Consider the following 4,298-nt stretch of genomic DNA (forward strand, 5'->3'; position numbering starts at 1 on the left):
GGCGCGGGCTGGAAACGCAACGGCGAGAAGGCCGGTGACTACGTTTCGCTGCACCTTGACGGTCCGACCTTAAGACAACCGATCCGCGCCAATCTGTTCCAGGCCGACGATCAGGGAACGGCATTCAATCTGCTGTGGAATCGCCCGCCACGTCGCAATGAGACGGCGTGATGCCATGAGTGTCCGGCCTGCAAGTCCAATCCCTTTGTTCGATCGAAAGCCGGTCAATCCCTTCGCCCCGATCGGCATTTCGGCGGCCGTCGCGCGCAGCGTCGGTCAAGAGCCTGCCCCGGACTTGATCCGGGGGCGGCCGCAGGCCGGCGCGCGTGCCTTGCCCTTGACGGAGGCGAGCACGGTGGCACGTTCTCGTCCGGTGGGGGGCGGCGGGTGCGCCCGAGGCTTGATCATAACAGCGATCGTGCTGGCGATGATGGGCGGCACCATCAGCATAGTTCCTGCAGCATCGTTAAAGCCGCAACCCGGATCGACGACGGAGGTCAATCCCGTCGATGGCTATGCCGCAGAAGTCGCCGAGGCGTCGCGGCGGTTTGGCATCCCGGAACGCTGGATACGGGCGGTGATGCGCGTCGAAAGCAGCGGCCATGCGCAAGCCGTGTCGCCAAAGGGCGCCATCGGGCTGATGCAGATCATGCCCGATACCTGGGCTGGAATGCGGCTGCGTTACCGGCTCGGGCGCAATCCCCGCGATCCCCGCGACAACATTTTGGCGGGTACAGCTTTCCTGCGCGAGTTGTACGATCGCTACGGCGCGGCGGGCTTTCTCGCCGCCTACAACGCCGGCCCCGGCCGATATGCGGAGTATCTTGCAACGGGTCGCCCGTTGCCCGCGGAAACGCGCGCCTATGTGGCAGCGCTTGCGCCGCTGATTGGCAGCGGTCTGCTCAACCGCGGCGTCGTCATCGCGGCCGGTCCCGCCGCATGGACACGTGCGCCACTCTTCGCTGCAGTTGCCGGCAGTACTCCGTCCGCAGGTCGGCCGCAATCCGACGGTCGATTGCGCGCACGTCCGGTGACCGATTTCAGCGGGTTCGAACCATCGGTCGGACGGCGATCTAACCGCAAGCACGAAAGCGCATCGTTATTCGTCAGGCGGACTTCCAGCGGTCCTCCACGCTGAGCGCCGGGACCGATCCGTTGTGCGGATTTTGGAGCGTGATTTTCGAGAACAGCGACAGGTGGGAGGCAAAGGCAGCGGGAGTAAGCGTCCGGCGGCTGCACATCGGGCAGCTCGTGATATCAGCCGTCAGTTTCCAGGTTCGCTGGCGCCCCGTGACGGACATTCGGTTTGCATTCGAAACGCTGCAACACGATCATGACGCTAAGACTTTCGGGTTTGCTACTAAAGGACCCTCGCTCACGCGGGCAAGAGTTCGCGGAGGAGTGCGACAATAACGTGCTGATGGCATACGGGCGATGCCTTCGGCCCGCGCTCTACTCGTCGCTTCGCTCCTCACCGAGCCACCCTACGGGTGTCTCGGCCCTTCGGGTAACGATCGCTATCGCAAACGCTCGCAAACAGTGGGGGCTTCGCAAGTCAACTGCCAAGTCGCAGCGGCTCTTTCGCAATGAATCGGCTACCAGCCGACGTGTTCGGGCAGGCGCTATTGAAGGATCTACCGCAACGACCCGAACTGCATTTTGTCGCAAATCGCCGCGAGTACCGAGAGTCTGTTGGCTTGGAAGTTGGGCCCTGGGAACCAGCGACCGGGAGACCACGACAGTGGGAAGGGTCGAGGGCGAGGGCGAGGGCAAGATTAAAGCGGATGGCACCATCTTTGGCCATCGCGCAAAAAGTTCGTGGTCTGCACACTGGTTGAGAGACGGCGCGCGGCACCGTCCAGAACGCAGCGCAGTGCCGCTCTCTTGCAAAACCTCAATGCCCGCGCAGCTTTTCGCGGCACCATGGGTCGTTTTGTTGTGTTTTTGCATTGATCGCCTACATCGATGCCGATGAACAGGGATGACGAAGATCGCTTCCGGCCGCGGCCCGGCCGCATCCGCTCGGATGGCCGTGGCGGCGCGGTCACCAGGAGTTTCTTCAGCAGGGTTCGCAAAATTGCCCGCCAGCATGGCGCCGGGCCGCCTGGAGCATCCGCCTATGTCAAGAGCAGCGGGATGGGACGGGCGCGGGTCAAGGCCGGCGCCGGCCGGGGCGTACGGCGCGGGCGCGGCGCCGCCTTCGTTCGCGGCCGCACCTTGGGTGAACGCGGGTGGAGCCACCGTCAACCGGGCGCCCGGCGCGTCATGGTCAAGTCACGCTCGGTACGCGCCGCCGGCAGATGCGGCCGCGCCGCCGCGCATCTGCGTTATATTCAGCGTGACGGCACCTCGCGCGATGGCGAGCGCGGGCGGCTTTATTCGGCGACACGGGATCGGGCCGACGGCGATGCCTTCCTCGATCGGGGCAAGGATGATCGCCATCAGTTTCGATTTATCGTGTCGCCCGAGGAGAGCGCAGAACTCGGAGACCTGACGGGCTTCACCCGCGATCTCATGAGCAAACTCGAAGGTGACCTGGGAACGAAGCTCGACTGGGTGGCGGTGAACCATTTCAACACCGGCCATCCCCATGTTCACGTCATCGTCAACGGCCGGGATGAGCTAGGCGAGGATCTGGTCATCAACGGCGATTACATCGCCCATGGCATTCGCGAGCGGGCAAGCGAGCTGGTGACGCTCGAACTCGGTCCTGTCACCGAGATCGAGCAACGGCGAAAGCTCACGGCCGAGATCGATCAGGACTGCTTCACCCGCATCGATCGGGCGTTGATCGCGGAGGCCAGTGACGTTGGCCTTGACCTGCGGCACGCGCCGGCCGATCCGCGCGGTATCTCCGACCGCGCGTTGCGGCTGGCGCGGCTTGGCAAGTTGGAGGCAATGGGACTCGCGACCGAAGAGGCGCCGGGCCGCTGGCAGTTGAGCGCAAAGCTGGAGCCGACCTTGCGCGAACTGGGCGAGCGCGGCGATATCATCAAGAGCATGCATAGGGCATTGGAGGCGGAAGGCCTTCAGCGCGACCGGGCGAGTTTTCGGATTCACGACGGCTCGCCCTCGACGCCGATCGTCGGCCGCGTCATCGACAAGCATCTCTCCGACGAGCTCGGCGAAAACCTGACCCTCATCATCGATGGCGTCGACGGCCGCACCCACCACGTTCCCGGCGTCGATCCGGCTGGGGTCGAGGACATCGGTATCGGCAGCATCGTCGAGATCGGATCGACTGAGGCAGGCCACCGTCCGGCCGATCGCGCCATTGCCGCCATGGCGGAGGAGGGCGTCTATCGGCCGAGCCGCCATCTGGAGCGGGCGCGGTTCGACGGCCGCGTTCCCGGGGGCGACCATGACGGCTTCATCGACGCCCATGTTCGCCGGCTCGAGGCGCTGCGCCGGGCTGGGATCGTCGAGCGGATCGATGCCGACCATTGGCGTCTCCCGCAAGATTTCGAGAGCCGGGCCGCGGCCTATGATGCCACGCGAAATCGCCAGCTCAACATTCGCATGCTTTCGACCTTCGACCTGGAAAGGCAGATCGAAGCTGACGGCGCGACCTGGCTCGATCGCCGCCTGGTCGGGCGAGGTGCCGCTGATCTGGTTGCGGCCGGCTTCGGGCAGGAGGTACTTAAGGCCATGGATCGCCGCCGCGAGCATCTGATCGAGCAGGGCGACGCGATCCGCCATGCCGACGGCCGGATTTTCTACCGCCGCAATCTGCTCGCCACGCTCGAACAACACGATGTCGCGCGCGCAGGTGCTGCGCTCGCAGCCTCGCGTTCGCTGCCGTTTCGCCCCTGCAGCGATGGCGAGACGGTGCAGGGCGTCTTCAAGCAGACCGTCCAGCTCTCGAGTGGCAAGTTCGCGCTGGTCGAGAACGCCCGAGAATTTACGCTGGTGCCCTGGCGACCGGTGATCGAGAGCCGGCTCGGCCGCGAGGTGGTGGGCACAGTCCAAGGTGGATCGGTGTCCTGGCAATTCGGGCGCAAATTGGGGCTGGGGCTTTGACCGGGAAACCCGCCAGACAATGTCATGACAAAGGAGGCCGGACATGCTAGATAGGGCATCAGGAGATGTCATAATGGCCAACGCGACCAGATCCGAGAAACTCGATTTGCGCCTGACGCCGGAGGCGAAGCGGGTGCTGAATGCCGCAGCGCAAGCGTCGCGGCGCTCGGTCAGCGAATTCGTGCTGGAGAGCGCGCTCGACCGCGCCCAGGAGGCGTTACCCGATCGTCAGCATTTTGGGCTCGACCCGGCGCACTGGAAGGCGTTTCTGGCGGCGC

At 64.8% G+C, this 4,298-nt stretch carries 4 protein-coding genes; all 4 read left to right on the forward strand.

The window, feature by feature from the left end:
* On the forward strand, positions 1 to 171 hold a 171-nt coding region (locus ACT4OC_RS11100), incomplete at its 5' end, for a DUF736 domain-containing protein (RefSeq protein ID WP_444839033.1).
* Between the two features lie 256 nt (positions 172 to 427).
* Positions 428 to 1,138, forward strand: coding sequence for a lytic transglycosylase domain-containing protein (locus tag ACT4OC_RS11105; protein ID WP_444839034.1), 711 nt, complete (start codon positions 428 to 430; stop codon positions 1,136 to 1,138).
* Between the two features lie 1,376 nt (positions 1,139 to 2,514).
* A complete protein-coding gene (locus tag ACT4OC_RS11110) occupies positions 2,515 to 4,020 on the forward strand; it encodes a DUF3363 domain-containing protein (protein ID WP_444839035.1) in 1,506 nt (501 codons plus the stop codon).
* Positions 4,021 to 4,093: 73 nt separating this feature from the next.
* A partial coding sequence (locus tag ACT4OC_RS11115; protein WP_444839032.1) for a type II toxin-antitoxin system TacA family antitoxin occupies positions 4,094 to 4,298 on the forward strand: 205 nt, incomplete at its 3' end.

The sequence above is a fragment of the Bradyrhizobium sp. genome (assembly GCF_052389815.1).
Classification (GTDB): domain Bacteria; phylum Pseudomonadota; class Alphaproteobacteria; order Rhizobiales; family Xanthobacteraceae; genus Bradyrhizobium.

Excerpts from the sequence above, each read along its gene's own strand:
- ACT4OC_RS11105 (WP_444839034.1), top strand. The coding sequence starts at position 428 with ATGATGGGCGGCACCATCAGCATAGTTCCTGCAGCATCGTTAAAGCCG.
- ACT4OC_RS11110 (WP_444839035.1), top strand. The coding sequence starts at position 2,515 with ATGAGCAAACTCGAAGGTGACCTGGGAACGAAGCTCGACTGGGTGGCG.